The sequence below is a fragment of the Bacillus sp. B25(2016b) genome, assembly GCF_001679765.1.
Lineage (GTDB): Bacteria > Bacillota > Bacilli > Bacillales > Bacillaceae_G > Bacillus_A > Bacillus_A thuringiensis_K.
Map to the genome: position 1 here is coordinate 286,070 of NZ_CP016285.1, position 22,892 is coordinate 308,961.

The window sequence follows — 22,892 nt, forward strand, 5'->3', positions numbered from 1 at the left end:
GTTATAATACATATGAAATATTGTCTTATGTGGAGGAAAGAGTATGTTAAAAAAGGTAAGTCAAATTGTTTTAATTTTTGGCATAGCTTTTAGTTTAAGTGCTTGCACTGAGACTAAAGATAGTAATGAAAGTAAACAAGAAGATGTTCAAGATAAAGTGTATAAAATAGGGGAGACAGTAGACGTAGATGGTTTGCAAGTAACTATCGATTCAGTTAAATTAGGATATCCGGATTATGATGAGGATAAAAAGAAAGAGGAGATTTTGGGGATTATTTTCAAAGTAGAAAATAATAGTAAAAAGGAAATACCTTTTGCATTTTATGAATTTGAGATTACCGATAAGAAAGGTACAAGATTTAAAGAATATAATAACCCTGATAGCTTTATTAGTAAAAAGTTAGCACCAGATGAAAAAATTCAAGATATCATGCTATTTGACGTAGCGAAAGAAAATACGTATATCGCTACGTATAGACCGGAGTTTACGCGTGAAAATAGAACGATAAAATTTGAATTGAAACCAAATAAATAAAGAAACACATTGGATTATCCAATGTGTTTCTTTATGGTAATAGATTTAAAACGCCCAGTTACCTTTACGGAAGATAGGCTCATGTCTGCCATCAGCAGTAATACCGTCAATATCAAGCTCAGCTGATCCAATCATAAAGTCGTTGTGTGTGATACTAGCGTTTGCGCCGTTTTCAGCAAGTTCTTCTTTAGACATTGTTTTTCCGCCAACTAAGTTAAATGCGTAAGCATTTCCAATCGCAAGGTGGCAAGATGCATTTTCGTCAAATAGTGTATTGTAGAATAAAACATTTGTGTTTGAAATTGGTGAGTCATGAGGTACTAAAGCTACTTCCCCTAAGAAGTGAGAACCTTCATCTGTTTCTACTAAATGTTTTAAAGCTTCTTCACCAGCTTCAGCTTTATAGTCTACGATACGTCCGTTTTCAAATGTTAACGTGAAATTATCGATAATATTACCTGCAAATACTAACGGTTTTGTACTAGAAACTTGGCCGTTTACACCTGTTTTAAGTGGCATTGTAAATACTTCTTCAGTTGGAATATTAGCCATAAATGGTACGTTCTTTTCATTTAAGCTACCAGCACCAGCCCATACATGTTTTTCTGGAAGTTCGATTGTTAAATCTGTTCCAGGACCTGTATAGTGAAGAGCTTTATAATGCTTTTCGTTTAAGTAATCCACTTTTGTATGTAATGTTTCATCATGTTCTTTCCATGCTTCTACAGGGTTTTCTAAATCAGCACGAGTAGCTTTGAAAATAGCATCCCATAACTTTGCTTCTTGTTCTTCTGGCGCTACGTCAGGGAATACTTTCGCAGCCCATTCTTTCGTAGGAACAGAAATGACACACCAACTTACTTTATCTGCTTGTACGTAATCACGGTATACTTTCATTGCTTCTCCAGCTACTTTATGAGCTGTTGCGATACGCGATGGTTCTACACCTTTTAATAAATCAGGGTTTTCTGCATAGATAGACATAAATGCAGCGCCTTCTTTTGCTAATTCTTCACGAGCATGTGCTTTCCAAGATGGAAATTCAGCGAAAGCTTCTTCAGGAGCTAGATCGAATTTTAAGCGTGTTAACGTCTCATCATTCCAATCTACATATACGTGTTTTGCACCAGATTTATATGCTTTTTCTGTAACGAGGCGTACAAATTGTACAGCTTCAAGAGGTGCACTAATTGATAAAGTTTGTCCAGGTTGAATATTAACACCAACATTAACTGCAAGAGCAGCATATTTCTCTAACGTTTGTTCAAATGACATATGTATAATCTCCTTTAATTTGAAAGATTTCTTACTATATATAATACAAGAAAATTCTAAAAATATATATAAATATAAAGTAAAAAGAGAGCTCAAAATGTATTGAGCTCTTATATTTACTTAATTGAAGAAGCAAACTGCTCTACAGTCGTTGTATGGTGTATACGAACGCGCTTCATCTTTAACAATTCATCAGGTTCACCCTTCGTAATGAATTGGCCAGGCTTTGTCGTCGTCGCAAATTGATAATACTTCTTCGTTTCTGTAACAACCTTATCATCTACATGACCGAATGGATAAGCAATCGCGATAACAGGCTTACCTGTTATTTTTTCTAGCTTTTCTTTTGAACCTTTTAACTCTTCCTCATAGTTTGTAATTTTCGGTAAGTCTGCATGTGTTGCAGTATGAGATTGCACCGAGAAAATGCCGGAATCAACCATTTCTTTTATTTCAGAAGTAGACAATGCTCCTTCTACATCAACGTTATCAACAATCATATATTCTGTTGCTGCCGGTTTAAAAGTATCATCTTTTAGCTTTTGTAAAATGCGAAATGCATTCATATTATTTTTCATACCGTCATCAAATGTAACAAAAATCGGCTTATTTACTTTATTTATATCGCCCCAGCGTTCAAACGTTAAAAGCGTATAACCATTATCCTTTAAATATTTTATTTGTGCTTCAAAGTTAGCTGGTGATACGAATAAGTCTTTAATACCTTGACCATGATAATCATCGATTGCGTGATACATAAGAACAGGAACCTTTTGTTCGAAAGTAATAGTAGATTTCGTAAGCGGGATTGTTTTCCCATCTTCTTTCATTCCTGTTGCTTCAATTTGGAACTCACCGCGTTTTCCTTCAAATTCTTTTATGTCAAAAGGAATTGTAAATTGTTTCTCCTTTTCTTTAGAAGAAAAAGATTTAGCACGTTCCTTTCCATCAGCTGTGCGCCAAATTTTATATTGTACTTCATTTAAAGAATCTTTTAAGTCTGTAATATGAATACTTGTGTTTGTAGATTCGTGTGTGATGGGAGTATAAGAAATTTTACCTTGTTCGTGTAGAGTCTCTTTTTGTATAGCTACTTCTTGAACCTTTTTCTCTTTTTTAGGTTCTTGGCTTACATTGCTAGTATTGCAGCCTGCTAGAATGGCAGACGTACATAAAGCAATTGCTGCGTATTTTCTCATAAAAATCACCTTCTATTGTGTAGTATGTTGCATATTGACATTAAAATCCCCACCGCTATAAGAGTGGTGGGGATATACCCTTGTTCATCATATCATTTGAAGAAAATGAGGGGAATATGATTTTTAGGAGGCTATTAAGGTAATAGATTAGTGACTTTGAATAGATGTATTTTTTTGTTTCTTATTAGAATTAATAATAATATAACCGACTACAAAGATAAGAGGAATAATGAAGACATAGATAGGCATTCCCCATACATAATAGCTTTTCAGCGTTAAGACTAGTAAATGTAAGAAATCGAAAAGGGCGTGAATTTTCATAAGGTCCTCCAATGTTTTTTTACAAATTATAACATTTAATACTTGTTATTTGTATAATTTGGAAAGTGATTTAAGCTAATTTTAAAGTAAGAAGAAGACTTATTAATATGCAATTTTGCATACAGATATGGATTTTATTAAAATATAAAGATTTTATACTATAATAAAAACCGCTATAAAACTAAGTAAGAACAATGTATGGAGTGGAGAATAGAAATGAAATATAAAAAAATAATATATATCTTTTTCATATCACTATTTATAGTTGGTTGCCAAAGTGAAGTGAGTAAAGCGAATAGTGTGGAAGAGTATATTCCATCGCATCTTATGAATGCGGAAGTGACGGCGGATATTATGACACTAGAGATGGAACCAGATACTCTTAAAAAGGTAGGGAGTATTGGTCAAAGAATGAGAGAGCATCTAGCGAGTAATATGGAATGGTATTTAAAATATGTAGAAGAACATGCAGAGAAAAAAAGTTTTCCATATCACCCTAATTTCGGTGTTACAAAAGAAGAGTATGAGTTTGTACTAAATGCAATTGATCAAAGTAAATTGGTTAATACAAAAGATGGAAAGCTGAAATTTAAGAAAAAAAATGATCATGAAGTAGAGATTTTTTCAAGTGAAAGTATAAAGCTCCTTAAATATGTAGTTATTAATACGAAGAAGAATACAGTAAAAACATCTCTAGGCGAATGTGAATATTTTGGAGAAATACTGGCGTCACCAGAACAGAAGTTAACTGGTCCTTGGCACGGAAAACAATGGATGTTAAAAAAAGATGATTTAATATATATATTTTCTTTAGGGAAAATGGAAGCAGAAAATAAATCAATTATTGATATTTCGGTGAAAGGTAAATATAAGGGGGAAATTATTAATAAGGAAGAGGCATTAGAGTTTTCTTCAGTTTCTTAAATGATGATAATAAAAAAATCACCTTGCTGTCTAAGCAAAGGTGATTTTTTATTAAATAAACAATCCAGCGATTGTCGCAGATAAAATAGAAGCAAGTGTTGATGCAAATAGCATTTTCCAACCAAATTTAGAAACAACGCTTCCTTGTTTTTCAGAAAGGGCACGGATTGTACCAACGATTGCACCAATTTGGCTAATACTTGCGAAGCTAATTAAGAATACTGTAACGATTCCAACTGTACGTGGAGCTAATGTTGTAGCTGTGTCTTTTAAATCAAGGATTGCTACAAACTCGTTTAAAACAATCTTCGTACCCATAATACCACCAGCTGGGATAATATCTTGAGTTGGAATACCCATTAAGAATGCGAATGGAGAAAGTACGTAACCGAAGATTTGTTGTAAAGTAACAGCATGTCCCATTGCGCCTGAAGCTGCACTAATTACGTAGTTTACAACTTCCATCACACCGATAAAGGCGATCATTAATGCGGCAACGATACCAGCTACTTTTAAACCATCAAGCGCACCGTTAATCATTGCGCCGATAAAGCTGTCTCCGAATAGAGTTCTATCAAATTTCTGAATCACTTCATCTTCTTTCTTCGTATCAACTGGTGTTAATAACGAACAAACGATTAAGCTTGAGAATAAGTTTAGCGGAAGAGCTGCTAGTACGTATTTTGCATCTAACATCATTACGTATGATGCTGTAACAGAAGCAGAAACGGAGCTCATCGCAGAACAACAAATGATAAACATACGGTTTTTATTGAAATGCTGTAAATCGTTTTTAATAACGATTAATGCTTCACTTGAACCGAAGAATACAGAGTTTACTGCGTGGAATGACTCAACGCGTGGTAAACCAGTAATTTTTGAAATTGCACCGCCGACAACGCGAACGATGAATGGTAAAACACCTAAATAACTAAAGATTGAAAGTAGTGCTGAGAAAAATACGATGATTAATAATACGTTTAAGAAAAAGACAAAATCTCTGTGAATTCCATTAAAGAGAAAATCGACACCTGTCGTACCAAGTTTAATTAGTTTGTTGAAAACTTTACTAATGAAAATAATGATTTGTTGACCAATCTTTGTAGCAAACATAAACCAACCGATTAAAATTTGGAAACCAATCATAATTGCAATTGCACGGAAGTTGATTTTACTTTTGTTGTTTGACAAAGCAAAACATAAACCTAACACGGCAATAATACCGATAATGCTCATTACATATTGCATGTAGTTGCCCCTTTCAGAAGTTCGTATAAAGTTTGTACATAAAACGCTCGTTATATTACTAAAAATAAAGGAATGAGGTTTTATGTCATACGTAAGATGTCTGACCTTTTAGAAAAATAAAAATAAAAAAAGACCCATATGGATTCACTTTCATCTATGAGAGAAAGCTAATCAATATGAGTCCTTTTTTGCGCATAGGCTAATATTCATTAGTTTTCCCCATAGTCCAGCAATTTAAGGTTGCCGGGTAGAAACTCTCGATCCATATTATCAAGTATATATGAGGTAACATCGTCCGTATTAAATTAGTAGTAGCGTAACATTAACAGAGAAGTATCGTCAATAGCTTTTTTTCTTCCAATAGAAAAAGACTATATAAGTATGATAAAATGTAACGCAGTGTTATGAAAAAGAGAGGTCGGAAAATGAGTACTAAAATGACGCCACCAGTTGAGAAAAACGAGTTTATAGATGTAGTATTTGAAGATTTAACACATGATGGTGCCGGTGTTGCGAAAGTAAAGGGCTATCCTATTTTCGTTAAAAACGGATTACCAGGTGAAGAAGCGCAAATTAAAATTATTAAAGTGAAGAAAAACTTCGCATTTGGTCGTTTAATGAAGCTTCATACAGAAAGTCCATATCGTAAAGATGCTGAATGCCCAGTATATAATCAGTGCGGCGGTTGTCAGCTTCAGCACTTAACTTATGAAGGACAATTACAAGCGAAAGAAAAACAAGTACGTGACGTTATGCAGCGCATCGGAGGACTAGGCGATGTTCCTGTTCATCCTGTACTTGGTATGAAGAATCCGTGGGTATACCGCAATAAAGCACAAGTACCAATCGGAGAACGTGAAGGTGGGCTTGTAGCTGGTTTCTATCGCCAAGGAACGCATGACATCATTAATATGGAATCATGCTTAATTCAGGCAGAAGAAAACGATACATTAATTCAAGAAGTAAAACGTATTTGTGAAAAGCATGGTATCACTGCGTACAACGAAGAACGTAACAAAGGAACACTTCGTCACGTAATGGCTCGTTATGGACAAGTAACAGGGGAAATTATGCTTGTCTTCATTACACGTACAGCAGAACTACCAAACAAAAAAGCAATTATTGAAGAAATTGCAGCGAAATTTCCAGAAGTAAAATCGATTGTTCAAAACGTAAATACGAAGCGTACGAATGTAATTTTCGGAGATAAAACGACAGTACTGTACGGATCAGAATATATTTATGACTTTATCGGTGACATTAAATTTGCGATTTCAGCACGTTCATTCTATCAAGTAAACCCAGAACAAACGAAAGTGCTATACGATAAAACGTTAGAATTCGCAAAATTAAACGGTAACGAAACAGTAATTGATGCCTATTGCGGAATCGGATCAATCTCTTTATTCCTAGCGCAAAAAGCGAAAAAAGTGTACGGCGTTGAAATCGTCCCAGAAGCAATCGAAGACGCAAACCGAAACGCAGCACTAAACAACATGACAAACGCTGAATTTGGTGTAGGAGAAGCAGAAGTAGTCATTCCAAAATGGTACAAAGAAGGCGTAATTGCTGACACAATGGTCGTAGACCCACCACGTAAAGGCTGTGACGAAGCATTACTAAACACAATCATCGACATGAAGCCAAACCGCGTCGTATACGTATCATGTAACCCAGCAACATTAGCTCGTGATTTAAAAGTACTAGAAGAAGGCGGATATAAAACAAAGGAAGTACAACCTGTTGATATGTTCCCGCATACGACGCATGTGGAGTGTGTGGCTTGGCTTAAGTTAGTATAATAGGAAAGCAGTTGATATAGAAAAAATCTATACCACCTGCTTTTTGGTTTACAAAAATACCATTCATAAGCGATTTTAGTTAAAATAAATATTGCTGATTTTCACAAATTATAAATTGAGATTTTGAAATTGTATTCATAGTGAGAGGATTTGAATTTGAAATGATAGATAATTTTTGGCGTGAATTACCACGACCATTTTTCGTACTTGCACCAATGGAAGATGTGACAGACGTTGTTTTCCGTCACGTAGTAAGTGAAGCTGGTCGTCCGGACGTATTCTTCACAGAGTTTACAAACTCGGATAGCTATTGTCATCCAGAAGGTATGAAAAGTGTACGTGGCCGTTTAATTTTTACAGAAGATGAACAACCGATGGTGGCACATATTTGGGGAGACAATCCCGAATACTTCCGTCAAATGAGTATCGGTATGGCAGAGCTAGGATTTAAAGGCATCGATATTAACATGGGTTGCCCTGTACCGAACGTAGCATCAAGAGGAAAAGGTAGTGGTCTTATTCTACGTCCAGACGTTGCGGCAGAACTTATTCAAGCAGCAAAAGCGGGCGGACTACCTGTCAGTGTAAAAACAAGACTTGGCTTTAAAGAGTTAAGCGAGTGGGAAGATTGGTTAACGCACATTTTTAAACAAGATATTGCAAACCTTTCTATTCATTTACGCACAAGAGAAGAAATGAGCCAAGTAGATGCGCACTGGGAACTAATTCCGGAAATTAAAAAATTACGTGACCGCATTGCACCAAATACGTTAATAACAATCAATGGAGACATCCTTGATCGTAAAATGGGACTGGAACTTGCTGAAAAATACGGCATTGATGGCGTAATGATCGGACGAGGCATCTTCAAAAATCCATTTGCTTTTGAAAAAGAGCCAAGAGAGCATAGCAGCAAAGAACATCTAGATCTTTTAAGACTACAACTTGATTTACAAGATCAATATGCAGAAGTACTGCCACGCTCAATCACAGGGCTTCACCGCTTCTTCAAAATTTATGTGAAGGGCTTCCCAGGAGCTGCGGAATTGAGAAATCAATTGATGAGCACGAAGTCGACGGATGAGGTGCGAGCTTTGTTGGATAAGTTTGAGGATAGTGCTGGTGAGGCTAGGGATAGTGAAACGGTTTAACTTTTAAGCAGTTAAATCATTTCATATGTAGTGCATGACATGAGTGAGTTGAAAATAAGTGCAGAGCTGGAAAAGAACAGTGTATTTGAGAAATCAAAGCACTGTTTTTTTCTTTTAGTTAATGTTAAGAGAGAAATCTTTTTATAGGCATATAAAAAACATGTAAGAGCTCTGTAGATACAATGATAGAGAAAAGTTCGGGTAAGACTATAAAACATATCTTTAAAATGTTAAAGTATTAATTTAGCGGACAATAACTAAAAGGTTAGATTAAACATGATAATTTAAAGCAGGTTATAGCATAAACTTTAACCGCTGAATAAATAATCAACATTTCAGGAGGAAACCCAATGGCAATGAGCAACAACGATATATTAAAAAGAGTACGATACGCTTTAGACATAAGAGATATAGATATGGTAGAAATCTTTAAACTTGGCGGGATGGAAGTAACGAAAGAAGACGTAGTTGATATGCTTACAAAAATAAAGAGGGCTCCTCAGCATGAAGCTGAAAATGATGAGGTAGCTGAAGATGAGTACGTAAAAACATGCGATATGATGATGTTAGAGGCATTTTTAAATGGATTTATTACTTTAAAAAGAGGAAAGCAAGATCCGAAACCAGGACAACCGACACCTGTACAAAGCAAGGAGAGTGCCAATAACCTTCTTCTAAAGAAAATGAAAATCGCACTATCTTTAACGAGTGAGGATGTACTTGATATATTAGATAGCGTGGGCGTTACGGTAACAAAAGGAGAGTTAGGCGCTCTGTTAAGAAAAAAAGGCCATAAAAATTACAAAGAGTGCGGCGATAAATACGCAAGGAATTTCATTAAAGGATTAGCTGTAAAGTATAGAGGATAATGAGTTCGTTAAAGCAGTAAATGATATAATAGGTAGAGTAGGACGTTTGTATCCTACTCTTTTTTATTTGTAAAAATACTATGCTAGGTGATGAAATGGTACATACATATTTAGGTGAGACAATTAATTTTCATATAACTTATAAGAAGAAAAAGTCCGTGCGTCTTTTTGTAGATTCATACGGAAATGTGGAAGTGCAAGCTCCGAAAGGAACACCTGTTGAATACTTAGTCCAGTTGCTAGAGGAGAAGTGGGATTGGATTCAGACAACACGTAAGGAAATGCAGGAGCGAGCGCATGGACCACAGGAAAAGGATTACGATCAAGGAGAGGGCTTTTTGTATTTAGGGAATACGTATCCGATACAGATTTCCCAAGATATAAGCATTGAGCAAGACAATGCGATTTTTGAAGGGGATAAGTTACATATTTATGTAAAAGAGCTAAAGGATGAGAAAATACAGCAAGCTTTAAAACGATTTTATTATAAGCAGTGTAAAACTTTAGTAGAGAAGAGTATTAAAGCGCATCAAAGTAACTTTAAGACAAAACCACGTTCTATTCGTATTACAGATAGTAGTCGTACTTGGGGTACTTGCGATTCGAATTTACAACTAACATTCAATTGGAAGCTAGCAATGGCACCACAGCGAGTAATTGACTATGTAGTCGTTCATGAAATGTGTCATATGGTTCATTTAAATCATGATCGCTCTTTTTGGCGTCTTGTCGGGAAGATAATGCCTGATTATAAAGAAATGGAGAATTGGTTAGCCTTATCTAGTTGGAAAATGACGGTCTAATGTTGCGCTTTGTATAGGTTGCAATTATTGTCAATCTTTGTCGGTAAGTCGATATATTTCGAAAATCGCTGATATATTTGGAGTTGCGCCGATATATTTCGAAAACCGCCGATATATTTGGAGTTGCAATCGATATGTTCAATGAAGAGAAAGTAAAAGGAGATGTCATAGCAGGCATCTCCTTTTTTCGAGTATATAGATTATCGTCCAAACTTCACAACAAAATCCCCATCCACTTTCGCCATCTCATACCCACGATACCCCTCCGAAAGCAAAGCCTGCTGTCCACTAGCATCACTCATTAGAATACTTTGAACATCTGTCCAATCGTTTTCCTTATCTCTGCGCAATTCCTTCACAAAAACATACCGCAGACTACCACCATACTTCTCCTTCAGCGCAGCAATCTCCATCCCTTGCGCAAACTTATCCTTCAAGCTCGGAATGTTAAAAGGAGCAACGGTGCAGCATACATAATCATATTTGCTATCTTCTTTTTGTAATTCGTCCATGATGACGTTTGCTAATATTTTTTGCATCCCATTTCCTCGACAGTTCGGGTGAACGTTTGAGATTTCTTGATAGATGACGCGGTGTAGTTCACTTTCTGGCAAACCAATATCGAGCCCTAAATGTTCATCATCGATAGGAGGGACGAGTAGAGCGCGAAATGCGATGAGTTCGTTTTCGATAAAAGCACCGATCATCATGCCGTTTCCTTCTAGAATGTATTGAAATTCTTCTTGTGAGAGTGGTTGTAAACGACTTTTATCTTCTAGTGCTTCAACTACAATGTTTTGTAGTGATAAGATTTGCTCGATATGCTCTAGTGATAGTAATGTAACGTGAAATGATTCGTTATTTTGTTTTAATGTTCCTTCGTATAGAACCGTCATATGATAGTCCTCCTTTAGCGTACAACGTCTTGAAAGACGGTTAGTTCTTGTAGTGTATCTTCGTTTATTTCAATGCCGAGTCCAGGCTTTTCGTTTAAGCGAATGAATGGTACATCGTAATGTAAGTTTCCAATGTCTTTCGTAAATTTTAATGGTCCTGTTAGCTCTACGCTCGTAATGATTTTCTTTGAGAAAGCGACATGGAATCCTGCGGAAGAGGCAACAGATGATTCGACCATTGATCCCACTTGGCATTCAATGCCTGCCATTTCTGCTTGATGAGCGAGCTTTACAGCTGGATATATGCCGCCGCATTTCATTAGTTTTATATTTACTTTATCAGCAGCTTCTAATTTAATAATTTGGCGCATTTCACGAGAACTTTTTAATCCTTCATCAATCATAAGCGGGAGGTCTGTTTTAGAACGAATATGAGCCATGGCATCAATATCATCCGCGATAACAGGTTGTTCAATCCAGTCAATGTTTAAATGTCCTAATGAACGCAGTGCTGTTAATGTGTTTGCGCTATTTTTCCAGCCTTGGTTTACATCAACGCGAATAGCAATGTCATTTCCTACACGTTCTCGTACAGCTTCAATACGTTTCACATCTTCTTTTACATTCGTACCAACTTTCATTTTGAAAGATTGGAAACCTTTTTGAATCATAGAAGCAGCTTCTTCAGCCATATCTTCAGGATCGGCAATACTTAAAACGTGAGTGACAGGGAATTCTTCATGATAGCGCCCGCCAATTAATTGATATACAGGTTGATTTAGTTTTTTGCCCATTATATCAAAACAAGCAATATCAATTGCGGCCTTCGCTGTTGGAACACCGTAAATTTTATTGTCCATCATGTCGTGTATTTTTTCGATATTCATTGGATTTTGTCCGATTAGGGCCAGGGTTAGCGTATGTTTTAAAGTATGGAAAGTACTTTCCCATGATTCACCTGTGACGTGATCATCAGCAACGCCTTCACCGTAACCGATAATACCTTCATCTGTTTCCATTTTGACGATAATAGAGGGCATATCAGAATAAGAGCCATAACTAATAACAAACGGATTGCGAAGCGGTAAACGAATTGCGTAAAGATGAATAGCTGTAATTTTCATTGAATAGAAACCCCTTCCTGTTTACAATAGTTTTATACATTTGATATAGTTGACGTTAAATAGTCGTTAATTAATGATAAGGAGTTAGAGAAAATGATGATAAAAATTGCAGTTGTTGGTTCAAAGGAGTTTATGGAGAACCTTTTTCCTATTGCTCAAAAATTAGAGGGAATAGAAATTGATCCATATATTTACCTTCATCCGGCGGAATCTTCTGAACTATTAAAGTGTCTAAAGCCTTGTGATGTCATCTTTTTCTCAGGTGCTTTACCTTATTATATGGCAAAAGAAATAAGAGAACAATTACGAATTCCAAGTACATACTTACAGCAAGACGAGACAACTGTCGCATCTTCAATTCTTTCTATCATGTATCATCAAAGTATTCAACCACATAACATTTCCATCGATTTAGTAGACCGCTCGTTTATTACAAATGTGTTCCATGATATCGGTATAAAAGAAAGTCCGCAAGTGTTGGATTATGAAAATATGCTGTGGAGTAAAGATGAGATAAATAGAGTTATCGATTTTCATGTAGCTAAATATCAATCTGGAGAGGCTCATTTAGCTTTAACTAGTATTCACGCTGTTTACGATGAGCTTCAAAAAATAGGTGTTCCTTCAGAGCGTATGATTGATCCAACGCAGTCCATTATACATGGGCTAAAAGATGCAAAAATAAAAGCTGAGTTAGCAAAAAGCTATTCAGCTACTGTTGGTGCTTGTATTATTTCTTCCCTAGAATTACGAACGAGTTTGCTTGAAAAACTAGATGTCATTTCAAAAGAACTACGTGGTTCATTTAAACAAGTGGATGAAATGACATGCATTTTGTATACAACTCGTGGTGATATCGAATCGATTATTAAAACAAATGCGATAAATAACTTGTTTGCAAGCGTAGAAGGAACGATAGCTATTGGATTTGGTTATGGAAAAACCGTGAAAGAGGCGGAGCAAAATGCAAAAATTGCTCAAAGTTTTGCAAAGAATAATCCAATAGATCGTTGTTTTTATATACTAACAAGTGATAAAGATTTGTTTGGGCCGTTCCCGAAAGAACAGAGAGTACAAAGTTTGAAAAATGATAATCCGGAACTAATGAAAATAGCGAAGGAAACGAAGCTTAGTCCGGCGAACTTGTCAAAAATCATTCAATTTAGTCAATCGCATCCGTCATTGAAGTTTACAGCAGCTGACCTTTCTGAGTACTTACAAGTGACTCGAAGATCGACAGAAAGGTTGTTAAAGAAATTAGTTGATTACGGGTATGCTCATATTTGCGGCGAGGAAATGCCCTATCAACAAGGGCGACCTCGCGCACTATATGAACTGAATTTACCGCTATTTTTAAGCTTCTAGTTGAGCTTTTTGTTTCTTTAGCAGTTCTGCTTTTTCAATGTCTGATAGTTTTACAATTGTGAAACCTGTTATACCATAAATGATTGAGATAATAGGTACGATGAAATTCAAAATAGCATAAGGGGCATATTCAAATGCACCTACGCCAAGTGTAGCGAGAATAAATACACCGCACGTATTCCAAGGAACGAAGACAGAAGTTAATGTTCCGCCATCTTCTAATGCTCTGGATAAGTTTTTTGAATGTAGTCCTTTTTCTGTGTAGGCATTTGCGTACATTCTTGAAGGGACAACAATTGAAATATATTGTTCAGAGCAAGTAAGGTTTGTTGCAAAACAAGATGCGATAGTAGAAGCGATAAGCCCTTTTGCTGATTTCGCTAACTTTAAAATTTGATTTACAATTGAGCGAAGAATACCTGTATGTTCTAATACTCCTCCGAAAGTCATAGCGACAATTGTCATAGAGACTGTATTCATCATCGAATCTAAGCCACCGCGGTTAAATAGTTCGTCTACTAGCTTGTTTCCAGTGTCTATAACAAATCCAGCTTGGAGTGCACCGACAGATGCTGAGACAGAACCACCTTGAATAAAGACTTGTGATAAAAATCCTAAAATAATACCGACGAGAATCGCTGGTATAGCAGGGACCTTTTTAGCGACCAATACCATAACGACTACGGGTATAATGAGTAGGAAAGGTGAGATAACAAAGTTTTGTTGCAATACTTGTAACGTTTGATCGATGCTCTTCGCATCAATATTGTTAGCGCCGAAGCTTCTTCCTAAGAGAGCATAGACGATAAGAGTAATAATTAAACCTGGAACTGTAGTAAATAACATGTGACGAATGTGTGCGAATAAATCTGTATTTGTTAATCCTGCGGCTAAGTTAGTTGTGTCTGAAAGCGGTGACATTTTATCGCCAAAATAAGAGCCTGAAATAATGGCACCAGCAACCATTGGAGCTGGGATTCCCATACTTAGGCCAATTCCCATTCCAGCAACACCAATTGTCCCCATTGTAGACCAAGAGCTACCAATTGCTAATGCAACGATAGAACAAATGACGGTAATGGAAACTAAAAATAGTGATGGAGTTAAAAGTTTTAAACCGTAATAAATCATCGTTGCGACGATTCCACCGCCAATCCAAGCACCAATTGTTAAGCCAACAAGAATAATAATGACGATAGCAGGTAATGCAAGACGAATCCCTTTATACATTGCTTCTTCAAGATCATTCCATTTGTAACCGTAACGCCAAGCGACAATAGAAGCAACGGTTGTACCGATAATAAGTGGAACGTGAGGGCTTTGTTTTAATACAACAATTGTAACCATCATAACTGCAACGGTAATGATAATAGGGATAATCGCTATTCCAAAAGGTATTTCTTTTTTCATAAAGTTCCTCCTTGTTACGTATTTTTGTTTGTATTTTTAGAATTGTCGTAAAATAGACGTTTATTAGGTTATGATAACTAAAAGTTTATGTAAGCGTCAACATAAAAAACAGAAAATAAGGAATGTTCTAGTTGTTTGTTTAGTTTGTAATATAAGTGCAGAGTAAGATTTTTAAGTGTTTAAAAATAAATAATTGACTTTTTTCTTAAAATTCAATATGTTCATAAAAACATCTGTTTTTCATAAGTATAATTAACCCGAATCGTTTGTAATGTGGGAAGGAGACTGGAACGTTGAAAACATTAGAGCTACAAGAGCGCTTAACGGAGATTTTTCAGCATTTACACGAAAACCCTGAAGTAAGTTGGAAAGAATATGAAACGACAGCGTATATTACTGACTTTTTAAAAGAAGAAGGAATTTCATATAGAACATTTGATGATTGTCCAGGTGTAATTGCTGAGATTGGAGGCGGGAATCCAGTTATTGCGATTCGTGCTGATATGGATGCACTTTGGCAAGAAGTAAATGGAGAATTTAAAGCGAACCATTCATGTGGCCATGATGCTCATATGACCATTGTAATGGGACTTATTTTACAATTGAAAAATATGAGATGGAAAAGTGGTACGGTTAGATTTATTTTTCAGCCGGCAGAAGAGAAGGGGAATGGTGCTTTAAAGATGGTGGAGAAAGGTGCTGTAGATGATGCTGATTTCTTATTTGGCGTCCATCTAAGACCAATTGAAGAACTATCTTTGAAACAAGCAGCCTCATCTATTCGCCATGGAGCAGCAGGATTTTTAGAGGGTATGATTCATGGGGAGGATGCACACGGGGCAAGACCACACCAAGGTGTGAATGCAATTGATGTCATTTCCATGATTAATATCGGTTTGAAAAATATTTGGCTGCCACCGCAAAGTTCTTATTCAGTAAAAATGACGAGATGCCAAGCTGGTGGTGATAATTTAAATATTATTCCGGGAAATGGTCATTTTAGTTTAGATGTAAGAGCAGAGAGTAATATACTATTAGAAGAATTAAAGAAAAAGATTGAGCATGTAATAGAATCAGCTGCATCGATGGGATCAAAAACTTCATACGAATGGATGGATCTTGCACCAGGAGCAGAGGTTTCCGAAGAAGCAGAGCGTTTTATGCGTAAAGGTATTCTCGAGGTGTATGGGGAAGAGAGATGCACAGGGCCCCTCTATACGACAGGAAGCGATGATTTCCATTACTATACAGTGAAAAGACCACATTTAAAAGCTGTCATGCTTGGACTAGGAGCAGACCTACAACCTGGATTACACCATCCGTATATGAGATTTGATCATAGTTGTATTATGGATGGGGTAGAAATATTGAAACAAACTGTATTGAAAGTGTTAGAAGACAGGGGCTAAAGAGCTCCTGTTTTTTTGTCGTGAATTGTCGGTAAATCGATATATTTGAAAAATCGTTGATATATTTGAAGTTATGATAGATATATTGAGAAAATCGTTGATATATTTGAAGTTACGATAGATATATTAAGAAAATCGTTAATATAATTTCACGTACCTATTAATTTGATGAAAAATGAGCCTCCAGTACATGGTGTATAATAATAAGTACCATTTTTTAATAGGAGAAAACGAATGAATGAACAATATTACGATGCAGTTTTACATATAAAAACAGTCGGTGAGCAAAAAGGGTTTAACAAGTCTATGCACTATCACCGTTATGAACCGACGCCGTATAGCGGGTTAGATGAGTTATTGAATCAATATGAAATACGAAGTAGCGATCGAATTGTAGACTTTGGGTGCGGAAAAGGGCGATTAAACTTTTATATTCATCATAAATGTGGTGCTTCAGCAGTTGGAATTGAAATGAATGAAGAGTTTTATAAAGAAGCGATGGATAATCGAGATCGTTATGCACGAAAGGCACGAAACAGTAAGGGGAAAATTCAATTCCAATGTTGTTTAGCGCAGGAATATGAGATTGATCCACATGATAATAGATTTTATTTCTTTAATCCATTTTCTGTACAAGTGTTTATGAATGTAGTAAATAACATTTTGCTTTCAGTAGAAAACACGGGGAGAGAAGTGGATATTATTTTATATTATCCTTCTGAGGACTATATTTTCTTCTTAGAAAATCAGACTGCGTTTGTGCTGAAGAAAGAAGTTAGATTGCCAGGTGCTTATGAGAAGAATGGGAATGAGAGGTTTTTAGTTTATACATTAGGGTAATAAAAAACAGGTGCCAAGGCACCTGTTTTTTATTAGTTACGGATTAAGTAATCAAATGCACCTAAAGCTGCGTTTGCACCTGAACCCATAGAGATGATAATTTGTTTGTACGGATTATTTGTACAGTCACCTGCAGCAAACACTCCTGGTACGTTTGTAGCACCGTGCTTGTCTGTTACGATTTCACCGCGAACGCGTTCAACTGTTTCGCCTAACCAGTCTGTGTTTGGCACAAGACCGATTTGTACGAATACACCTTGTAATTCAACGTGATGAACTTCTTCAGTTTCACGATCGATGTAAGAAATACCGTTTACTTTATCAGTACCAGTGATTTCTTTCGTTTGAACGTTTTTCAGAACAGTTACGTTTGGTAAGCTGTTAAGACGCTCTTGTAATACAGCATCAGCTTTTAATTCTGGCATGAATTCAAGAACAGTTACGTGCTTAACGATACCTGCTAAGTCGATAGCTGCTTCAATACCAGAGTTACCACCGCCGATAACTGCTACGTCTTTGCCAGTGAATAATGGACCGTCACAGTGTGGGCAGTATGCTACACCTTTATTTTTGAACTCAGCTTCACCTGGTACGCCAACATTACGCCAGCGAGCACCTGTAGAAACGATTACGCTCTTACTTTTCAGAATAGCACCGTTTTCAAGTTCCACTTCAATAAGTTCTTTTTTCTCTAAACGTTTCGCACGTTGTAGATTCATTACATCGATGTCGTATTCTTTTACGTGCTCTTCAAGGCTTGCTACTAGCTTAGGACCTTCAGTCTTTTTTACGCTGATGAAGTTCTCAATGCCCATAGTATCCATTACTTGACCACCGAAGCGCTCAGCAACGATACCAGTGCGGATGCCTTTACGTGCTGCGTAAATTGCTGCACTTGCACCAGCAGGGCCGCCACCAACAACAAGAACATCGTATGGATCTTTATCAGAAAGCTCTGATGCATCTGGACCGTTACCCATTTTCGCTAAAATTTCTTCAAGTGTCATACGACCGCTTCCGAAAGATTCGCCGTTTAGGTAAACAGTTGGTACTGCCATGATGTCTTTACTTTCTACTTCCTCTTTGAATGCAGCGCCATCAATCATAGTATGTGTAATACTAGAGTTAAGAACGCTCATTACGTTAAGAGCTTGTACAACATCAGGACAGTTATGACAACTTAGGCTGATATAAGATTCAAAATGATATTCGCCTTGAATGTTTTTAATTTGATCGATTAATTTTTGTTCAATCTTTGGAGCGCGTCCACTTACTTGTAGTAAAGCTAACACTAGTGATGTAAATTCGTGTCCTAATGGAATACCAGCGAATACGACACCAGTGTCTTCATCAGTGCGGTTTACGCTAAAGCTTGGTGTTCTCTCTAATTCAACTTTTTCTACTGTAATCTTAGATGACATAGTAGCTAATTCGTCTACTAGAGCTAACATATCTTTAGATACGTTATCATCTCCTGCGCTTACTTTAAGTAAAATATCGTTCTCCATTAACTGAAGGTATTGGGATAGTTGTGTTTTTATATCTGCATCTAGTATCATTTTGATCGAACTCCTTAGATTTTGCCTACAAGGTCAAGGCTTGGTTTAAGTGTTGCAGAACCCTCTTGCCATTTAGCTGGGCAAACTTCACCTGGGTTGTTACGTACGTATTGAGCAGCTTTAATTTTGTTAACAAGAATGCTTGCGTCACGGCCGATACCGTCAGCATTGATTTCCATAGATTGGATAACGCCGTCTGGATCGATGATGAATGTACCACGAGCAGCAAGACCTTCTTCTTCCATTAAAACGTTGAAGTTTGTAGTGATTGTGCGAGTTGGGTCACCAATCATGATGTACTCGATTTTGCCGATAGTTTCTGAGCTATCATGCCATGCTTTGTGAGTGAAGTGAGTGTCTGTAGATACAGAGTATACTTCAACGCCTAAGTCTTTTAGAGTTGCGTATTGGTTTTGTAAGTCTTCAAGTTCAGTTGGGCAAACGAATGTGAAGTCAGCTGGGTAGAAACAAACTACACTCCATTTTCCTTTTAAACTTTCGTCAGTAACTTGGATAAATTCTCCATTATGGTAAGCATTAGCTTTAAACGGTTTTACTTCTGTGCCGATTAATAACATGTTAAAATTCCTCCTAAATGTTGGTTTTGAGCATCAAAAAATAGTGTGCTCATAAAATATATTTTTTAATTAACTATAATAATTCTAATTCGATATTAATTATCATATAGAAGTGGTTATTTTGTCAAGAGAATAAACCAACTTTATACCAATTTAATTAATATTTATTCTCAATTAAGACTAACAGGGAGTGGAAAGGTAACTTTAAGTTTATAAATTTTCAATGATTGTTTGAAAGAGTAGTGTGTATGTTAGAGATAGTGTGTAAGTTTAATTTCTTAGGAAGGAAATATTTCTTAGAGGTTGTGGTTTTGAAAAGGAACTGCTTACTTCTATTTTACAAAGAATTTTGTGATAAATAAAATAAAATGAATCGGAAATTTTTTGAACAATTTTTGTCATCTCAAATATATAATTAGGAAGTATATTACGATGATAGTTAGAAACATTGACTCAAAGTGCTAACAAGATATAATAAAATCTAGATATAACTTTCAAAAAGAAGAATACATATTTATAGGATGAAAAAATTCAACCTATTATTTTTTATAGCTTTTAGAAAACGCTTACAGTTAGTGTGGAGGGGAAACCATGTCTAAGTTCACGAAGTATTTTTTAATGGAAGCTAACGATGTGATTGCATATGTGAAAGAGAAATTATCTAAGTTTGAACATGCAAAGGGGTTACAGTGTAAAGAAATAGGTGATGGCAATTTAAATTATGTGTTCCGCGTTTGGGATGAAAAAGAGAACATGTCTGTCATCGTAAAGCAAGCTGGGGATACAGCGCGCATTTCAGATGAGTTTAAGTTGTCGACAAATCGTATTCGTATAGAATCAGATGTTTTGCAGTTAGAGGATGAGTTAGCACCTGGACTTGTTCCTAAGGTGTATTTATTTGATAGTGTGATGAATTGTTGCGTAATGGAAGATTTATCGGATCATACAATATTACGTACAGCACTTATAAATCATCAAATATTTCCGCGGCTTGCTGACGACTTAACTACTTTTATGGTAAATACACTTTTATTAACATCGGATGTTGTAATGAATCATAAAGAGAAGAAGGAACTTGTGAAGAATTATATAAATCCTGAATTATGTGAGATTACAGAAGACCTCGTATACGCTGAGCCATTTACAAATCATAATAAGCGTAATGAGCTGTTTCCGTTAAATGAAGGATGGATTAGGGAGCATATTTATAGTGATAAAGAGCTTCGTATGGAAGTAGCGAAACGTAAATTTTCTTTTATGACAAATGCACAGGCGCTTATTCATGGTGATTTACATACTGGTTCTGTTTTTGTAAGAGAGGATTCTACAAAGGTTATTGATCCTGAGTTTGCTTTTTATGGACCTATGGGATATGACGTTGGGAATGTAATGGCGAATTTAATGTTTGCTTGGGTGAATGCAGATGCAACGATGCCATCTGGAGCTGAGAAAGATACGTATATGGATTGGTTACAAACTACGATGGTAGAGGTAATTGATTTATTTAAGAAGAAGTTTTTAGATGCTTGGGATATTCATGTGACCGAGATTATGGCGAAAGAAGAAGGCTTTAACGAAGTCTATTTACAATCTGTATTAGAGGATACAGCTGCAGTGACAGGTCTGGAATTAATCCGCCGTATTGTTGGATTAGCGAAAGTAAAAGATATTACTTGTATTGAGAATGAGGAAGCACGTGCTAGAGCGGAGCGAATTTGTCTTCAAGTAGCAAAGAGTTTTATTTTACGAGCGAATCAATATAGAACGGGCACAAGTTTTGTAGAAACATTAAAAGAACAGTCAATGCACTACGCGAAGTAAGGGGAGAAGATGATGGAAGAGCAATTAATACCCATTCAGTGGAAAGATGATTCTTTAGTTTTGTTAGATCAAACATTATTACCGAATGAGGTTGTCTATGAATCTTTCAAGACAGCTGAAAGCGTGTGGGATGCCATTCAAGTAATGAAAGTAAGAGGAGCGCCAGCGATTGGTGTTTCGGCAGCGTATGGTGTGTATTTAGGTGCTAAGGAGGTTACTCAAAGTACGATAGAAGACTTTATAGCAGAAGTCAAAAAGGTGTGTGCATATTTGGCAACATCAAGGCCGACAGCAGTAAATCTATTTTGGGCACTTGAAAGAATGGAGGCAATCGCGGCGGAGAACTTACATTTATCAATTGCTCAGTTGAAAGATAGATTACTAGAAGAGGCAAAAGAAATTCATAGAGAAGATGAGGAAATTAACCGTCAAATCGGGGAACATGCATTAACGTTATTCCATGATGGAATGGGAGTATTAACACATTGTAATGCTGGTGCGTTAGCGACGACTAAGTATGGTACTGCGACAGCTCCAATGTACTTAGCGAAAGAAAAAGGATGGGACTTAAAAATCTATTCAGATGAAACTCGTCCTAGGTTACAAGGTTCAACGTTAACAGCATTAGAACTGCAGCGAGCGGGCATTGATGTTACTGTTATTACGGACAATATGGCAGCTATGGTCATGTCACAAGGGAAGATTGATGCGGTAATTGTTGGATGCGACCGTGTGGCAGCAAATGGTGATGTAGCAAATAAAATTGGCACATTAGGCGTATCTATTTTAGCGAAATACTACAACATTCCGTTTTATGTAGCAGCACCAACACCAACAATTGATTTAAAAACACCGACAGGAAAAGAAATCCCAATCGAGGAAAGAGATGGTTCTGAAGTGATTAATCGCTTCGGACAATATTCTGCTCCGAAAGAAAGTAAAGTATATAATCCAGCATTTGATGTTACGCCACATGAAAATGTAACAGCGATTATTACAGAAAAAGGGATTGTCAAGGCACCATTTACGGAAAACTTAAAAAAGCTATTTTAGTAAGTAGATAGATACAAAGTCAGTCATCATAAGCTTCATACTTAGGGGGATGTATATGTTATTACAAAAAGAAAGAGAAGAAATTGTAGCATACGGAAAGAAAATGATTTCTAGCGGTTTAACAAAGGGGACAGGCGGTAATATTAGTATTTTCAATCGTGAACAAGGTCTTGTTGCGATTAGCCCAAGTGGTTTAGAGTATTATGAAACAAAGCCTGAAGATGTAGTTATATTAAACCTAGATGGTGAAGTAGTAGAAGGAGAGAGAAAACCATCAAGTGAATTAGATATGCACCTTATTTACTATAGGAAGCGTGAAGATATAAATGCACTTGTGCATACACATTCTCCTTACGCAAAGACGATTGCGTCATTAGGATGGGAGCTTCCTGCTGTGTCATATTTAATTGCTTTTGCAGGTCCGAATGTCCGCTGTGCGCCGTATGAAACATTTGGTACGAAGCAATTAGCGGATGCTGCTTTTGAAGGCATGATTGATCGTCGTGCTGTGCTACTTGCAAATCACGGTTTAATTGCTGGTGCAAATAATATAAAAATGGCGTTTACTGTTGCAGAAGAGATTGAGTTTTGTGCTCAAATTTATTATCAAACCAAAAGCGTTGGAGAACCGAAGCTATTGCCAGAAGATGAGATGGAGAATTTGGCGAAGAAGTTTGAAGGGTATGGGCAGCAGTAGAATGAAACGAAAA

The 22,892-nt window shown here is 36.4% G+C and carries 21 protein-coding genes and 1 riboswitch; of the genes, 12 read left to right on the forward strand and 9 right to left on the reverse strand.

Annotated features, from left to right (window positions below; translation table 11 throughout):
• The first annotated feature begins 43 nt into the window (after positions 1-43).
• Positions 44-535, forward strand: coding sequence for a DUF4352 domain-containing protein (locus BAQ53_RS01625; RefSeq protein WP_000915104.1), 492 nt, complete (start codon positions 44-46; stop codon positions 533-535).
• Between the two features lie 45 nt (positions 536-580).
• On the opposite strand, the gene BAQ53_RS01630 is transcribed toward BAQ53_RS01625, so the two are convergent.
• The 3 genes from BAQ53_RS01630 to BAQ53_RS01640 all read right to left on the reverse strand — a co-directional run bounded on the left by BAQ53_RS01630 (position 581) and on the right by BAQ53_RS01640 (position 3,330).
• Positions 581-1,810: an aminopeptidase gene (locus BAQ53_RS01630; protein ID WP_000007357.1), complete on the reverse strand. Its 1,230-nt coding sequence runs from the start codon at positions 1,808-1,810 to the stop codon at positions 581-583.
• Between the two features lie 116 nt (positions 1,811-1,926).
• Positions 1,927-3,009, reverse strand: a complete 1,083-nt coding sequence (locus BAQ53_RS01635) for a polysaccharide deacetylase family protein (RefSeq protein WP_001233732.1) — start codon at positions 3,007-3,009, stop codon at positions 1,927-1,929.
• Between the two features lie 147 nt (positions 3,010-3,156).
• Positions 3,157-3,330, reverse strand: a complete 174-nt coding sequence (locus BAQ53_RS01640; RefSeq protein ID WP_000690673.1) for a hypothetical protein — start codon at positions 3,328-3,330, stop codon at positions 3,157-3,159.
• Positions 3,331-3,546: 216 nt separating this feature from the next.
• Here BAQ53_RS01640 and BAQ53_RS01645 point away from each other — a divergent pair, with 216 nt between their 5' ends.
• Positions 3,547-4,254: a hypothetical protein gene (locus BAQ53_RS01645; RefSeq protein WP_000875609.1), complete on the forward strand. Its 708-nt coding sequence runs from the start codon at positions 3,547-3,549 to the stop codon at positions 4,252-4,254.
• Between the two features lie 51 nt (positions 4,255-4,305).
• On the opposite strand, the gene BAQ53_RS01650 is transcribed toward BAQ53_RS01645, so the two are convergent.
• Positions 4,306-5,502, reverse strand: a complete 1,197-nt coding sequence (locus BAQ53_RS01650; protein ID WP_001200484.1) for a NupC/NupG family nucleoside CNT transporter — start codon at positions 5,500-5,502, stop codon at positions 4,306-4,308.
• A gap of 202 nt (positions 5,503-5,704) precedes the next feature.
• Positions 5,705-5,806: riboswitch (purine riboswitch) on the reverse strand.
• Between the two features lie 121 nt (positions 5,807-5,927).
• Here BAQ53_RS01650 and rlmD point away from each other — a divergent pair.
• The 4 genes from rlmD (at position 5,928) to BAQ53_RS01670 (ending at position 10,127) form a co-directional block, all read left to right on the forward strand.
• Positions 5,928-7,304, forward strand: a complete 1,377-nt coding sequence (rlmD, locus tag BAQ53_RS01655) for a 23S rRNA (uracil(1939)-C(5))-methyltransferase RlmD (RefSeq protein WP_199718170.1) — start codon at positions 5,928-5,930, stop codon at positions 7,302-7,304.
• A gap of 161 nt (positions 7,305-7,465) precedes the next feature.
• Entirely contained in the window at positions 7,466-8,455 is a 990-nt protein-coding gene (locus BAQ53_RS01660; protein ID WP_000566704.1) for a tRNA dihydrouridine synthase, read from the forward strand.
• 350 nt (positions 8,456-8,805) lie between these two features.
• Positions 8,806-9,324, forward strand: a complete 519-nt coding sequence (locus BAQ53_RS01665) for a YehS family protein (RefSeq protein WP_001251729.1) — start codon at positions 8,806-8,808, stop codon at positions 9,322-9,324.
• A 95-nt stretch (positions 9,325-9,419) separates the two neighbouring features.
• Positions 9,420-10,127: a M48 family metallopeptidase gene (locus tag BAQ53_RS01670; RefSeq protein WP_000233767.1), complete on the forward strand. Its 708-nt coding sequence runs from the start codon at positions 9,420-9,422 to the stop codon at positions 10,125-10,127.
• A gap of 200 nt (positions 10,128-10,327) precedes the next feature.
• Here the strand turns inward: BAQ53_RS01670 and BAQ53_RS01675 are convergent, their stop codons facing one another.
• Entirely contained in the window at positions 10,328-11,023 is a 696-nt protein-coding gene (locus BAQ53_RS01675) for a hypothetical protein (RefSeq protein WP_000217550.1), read from the reverse strand.
• Between the two features lie 14 nt (positions 11,024-11,037).
• The gene (locus BAQ53_RS01680) at positions 11,038-12,147 is read right to left on the reverse strand and encodes a mandelate racemase/muconate lactonizing enzyme family protein (RefSeq protein WP_208906442.1); all 1,110 of its coding nucleotides are present in this window, start codon (positions 12,145-12,147) and stop codon (positions 11,038-11,040) included.
• A 93-nt stretch (positions 12,148-12,240) separates the two neighbouring features.
• Here BAQ53_RS01680 and BAQ53_RS01685 point away from each other — a divergent pair, with 93 nt between their 5' ends.
• Positions 12,241-13,512, forward strand: a complete 1,272-nt coding sequence (locus tag BAQ53_RS01685; RefSeq protein WP_000972812.1) for a hypothetical protein — start codon at positions 12,241-12,243, stop codon at positions 13,510-13,512.
• Here BAQ53_RS01685 and nhaC read toward each other — a convergent pair.
• Entirely contained in the window at positions 13,501-14,922 is a 1,422-nt protein-coding gene (nhaC, locus tag BAQ53_RS01690) for a Na+/H+ antiporter NhaC (protein ID WP_000711511.1), read from the reverse strand. The genes BAQ53_RS01685 and nhaC overlap by 12 nt on opposite strands.
• 293 nt (positions 14,923-15,215) lie before the next feature.
• Here nhaC and BAQ53_RS01695 point away from each other — a divergent pair, with 293 nt between their 5' ends.
• Both BAQ53_RS01695 and BAQ53_RS01700 read left to right on the forward strand, forming a co-directional pair.
• Positions 15,216-16,331, forward strand: a complete 1,116-nt coding sequence (locus BAQ53_RS01695; RefSeq protein WP_000853517.1) for a M20 peptidase aminoacylase family protein — start codon at positions 15,216-15,218, stop codon at positions 16,329-16,331.
• Between the two features lie 234 nt (positions 16,332-16,565).
• Positions 16,566-17,171: an SAM-dependent methyltransferase gene (locus BAQ53_RS01700; RefSeq protein ID WP_001005618.1), complete on the forward strand. Its 606-nt coding sequence runs from the start codon at positions 16,566-16,568 to the stop codon at positions 17,169-17,171.
• A 32-nt stretch (positions 17,172-17,203) separates the two neighbouring features.
• On the opposite strand, the gene ahpF is transcribed toward BAQ53_RS01700, so the two are convergent.
• Entirely contained in the window at positions 17,204-18,730 is a 1,527-nt protein-coding gene (gene ahpF, locus BAQ53_RS01705; RefSeq protein WP_000599510.1) for an alkyl hydroperoxide reductase subunit F, read from the reverse strand.
• 14 nt (positions 18,731-18,744) lie between these two features.
• On the reverse strand, positions 18,745-19,308 hold the full coding sequence (gene ahpC / locus BAQ53_RS01710; RefSeq protein WP_000924420.1) for an alkyl hydroperoxide reductase subunit C: 564 nt from the start codon (positions 19,306-19,308) through the stop codon (positions 18,745-18,747).
• 591 nt (positions 19,309-19,899) lie between these two features.
• Between ahpC and mtnK the strand changes: the two genes are divergently transcribed.
• From mtnK to BAQ53_RS01725, 3 genes are read left to right on the forward strand one after another with little or no spacing between them, the layout of a single operon-like run.
• A complete protein-coding gene (mtnK, locus tag BAQ53_RS01715) occupies positions 19,900-21,129 on the forward strand; it encodes an S-methyl-5-thioribose kinase (protein WP_046945091.1) in 1,230 nt (409 codons plus the stop codon).
• A 12-nt stretch (positions 21,130-21,141) separates the two neighbouring features.
• Positions 21,142-22,182: an S-methyl-5-thioribose-1-phosphate isomerase gene (gene mtnA / locus BAQ53_RS01720; RefSeq protein ID WP_000392498.1), complete on the forward strand. Its 1,041-nt coding sequence runs from the start codon at positions 21,142-21,144 to the stop codon at positions 22,180-22,182.
• Between the two features lie 55 nt (positions 22,183-22,237).
• Positions 22,238-22,879 carry an L-fuculose-phosphate aldolase gene (locus BAQ53_RS01725; RefSeq protein WP_000926555.1) on the forward strand — a complete coding sequence of 214 codons (642 nt, stop codon included), beginning with the start codon at positions 22,238-22,240 and terminating at the stop codon, positions 22,877-22,879.
• The last annotated feature ends 13 nt before the right edge of the window (positions 22,880-22,892 follow it).

Bases quoted from the DNA above. Each gene is read 5' to 3' on its own strand.
- BAQ53_RS01625 (WP_000915104.1), top strand. From the start codon at position 44: ATGTTAAAAAAGGTAAGTCAAATTGTTTTAATTTTTGGCATAGCTTTT.
- BAQ53_RS01630 (WP_000007357.1), bottom strand. From the start codon at position 1,810: ATGTCATTTGAACAAACGTTAGAGAAATATGCTGCTCTTGCAGTTAAT.
- BAQ53_RS01635 (WP_001233732.1), bottom strand. From the start codon at position 3,009: ATGAGAAAATACGCAGCAATTGCTTTATGTACGTCTGCCATTCTAGCA.
- BAQ53_RS01640 (WP_000690673.1), bottom strand. From the start codon at position 3,330: ATGAAAATTCACGCCCTTTTCGATTTCTTACATTTACTAGTCTTAACG.
- BAQ53_RS01645 (WP_000875609.1), top strand. From the start codon at position 3,547: ATGAAATATAAAAAAATAATATATATCTTTTTCATATCACTATTTATA.
- BAQ53_RS01650 (WP_001200484.1), bottom strand. From the start codon at position 5,502: ATGCAATATGTAATGAGCATTATCGGTATTATTGCCGTGTTAGGTTTA.
- rlmD (WP_199718170.1), top strand. From the start codon at position 5,928: ATGAGTACTAAAATGACGCCACCAGTTGAGAAAAACGAGTTTATAGAT.
- BAQ53_RS01660 (WP_000566704.1), top strand. From the start codon at position 7,466: ATGATAGATAATTTTTGGCGTGAATTACCACGACCATTTTTCGTACTT.
- BAQ53_RS01665 (WP_001251729.1), top strand. From the start codon at position 8,806: ATGGCAATGAGCAACAACGATATATTAAAAAGAGTACGATACGCTTTA.
- BAQ53_RS01670 (WP_000233767.1), top strand. From the start codon at position 9,420: ATGGTACATACATATTTAGGTGAGACAATTAATTTTCATATAACTTAT.
- BAQ53_RS01675 (WP_000217550.1), bottom strand. From the start codon at position 11,023: ATGACGGTTCTATACGAAGGAACATTAAAACAAAATAACGAATCATTT.
- BAQ53_RS01680 (WP_208906442.1), bottom strand. From the start codon at position 12,147: ATGAAAATTACAGCTATTCATCTTTACGCAATTCGTTTACCGCTTCGC.
- BAQ53_RS01685 (WP_000972812.1), top strand. From the start codon at position 12,241: ATGATGATAAAAATTGCAGTTGTTGGTTCAAAGGAGTTTATGGAGAAC.
- nhaC (WP_000711511.1), bottom strand. From the start codon at position 14,922: ATGAAAAAAGAAATACCTTTTGGAATAGCGATTATCCCTATTATCATT.
- BAQ53_RS01700 (WP_001005618.1), top strand. From the start codon at position 16,566: ATGAATGAACAATATTACGATGCAGTTTTACATATAAAAACAGTCGGT.
- ahpF (WP_000599510.1), bottom strand. From the start codon at position 18,730: ATGATACTAGATGCAGATATAAAAACACAACTATCCCAATACCTTCAG.
- ahpC (WP_000924420.1), bottom strand. From the start codon at position 19,308: ATGTTATTAATCGGCACAGAAGTAAAACCGTTTAAAGCTAATGCTTAC.
- mtnK (WP_046945091.1), top strand. From the start codon at position 19,900: ATGTCTAAGTTCACGAAGTATTTTTTAATGGAAGCTAACGATGTGATT.
- mtnA (WP_000392498.1), top strand. From the start codon at position 21,142: ATGGAAGAGCAATTAATACCCATTCAGTGGAAAGATGATTCTTTAGTT.
- BAQ53_RS01725 (WP_000926555.1), top strand. From the start codon at position 22,238: ATGTTATTACAAAAAGAAAGAGAAGAAATTGTAGCATACGGAAAGAAA.